Here is an 858-nt window from a genome sequence, read left to right on the forward strand (position 1 = left end):
CGTCCTGGCAGTTCTCCCATAGCGAGCGCCCGTTGGCGGTCAGCGCCTCCGGATGCGGCAGGAGCCCGGCTTCGCCGAGGCGCCGCAGCACCGCGGGCAAGCCCCCCGCGTAATAGAACTCCTCCATCAGAAAACGCCCCGACGGCTGCAGATCGACGAGCGTCGGCGTGCCGCGGCCGATGCGCGTCCAATCGTCGAGCTGCAGTTCGACGCCGATGCGCCCCGCAATCGCCTTCAAATGAATCGCCGCATTGGTCGAGCCGCCGATCGCCGCGTTCGCGCGGATCGCGTTCTCGAACGCGGCGCGCGTGAGCAGCTTCGAGAGCCGCACATCTTCGAGCGCCATCTCGACGATGCGCATGCCCGACAGATGCGCCAGCACGTAGCGGCGCGCATCGACCGCCGGAATCGCCGCGTTGTGCGGCAGCGTGACGCCGAGCGCCTCGGCCATGCAGGCCATGGTCGAGGCGGTGCCCATGGTGTTGCAGGTGCCCGCCGAGCGCGACATCCCCGCCTCGGCCGACATGAACTCGTGCAGCGTGATCTTGCCGGCCTTCACCTGCTCGCTCAGTTGCCACACCACCGTGCCCGAGCCGATGTCGCGCCCCGCGTGCTTGCCGTTGAGCATCGGCCCGCCCGAGACGAGGATCGCGGGCACGTCGCAGCTCGCGGCGCCCATCAGGAGCGCGGGCGTGGTCTTGTCGCAGCCGGCCAGGAGCACCACCGCGTCGATCGGATTGCCGCGAATCGATTCCTCGACATCCATGCTCGCGAGATTGCGCGTGAACATCGCGGTGGGCCGCAGGTTCGACTCGCCGTTGGAGAACACCGGAAACTCCACCGGAAAGCCCCCCGCCT

At 68.9% G+C, this 858-nt stretch carries 1 protein-coding gene; it reads right to left on the reverse strand.

The genetic code is table 11. The features are described 5' to 3' along the window. Positions 1–858 (reverse strand): dihydroxy-acid dehydratase domain-containing protein (locus tag FAZ69_RS33005; RefSeq protein ID WP_169708846.1); only part of this gene is annotated, 858 nt, incomplete at both ends.

This window comes from Trinickia terrae, assembly GCF_005144415.1.
GTDB classification, from domain to species: Bacteria; Pseudomonadota; Gammaproteobacteria; order Burkholderiales; family Burkholderiaceae; genus Trinickia_A; species Trinickia_A terrae.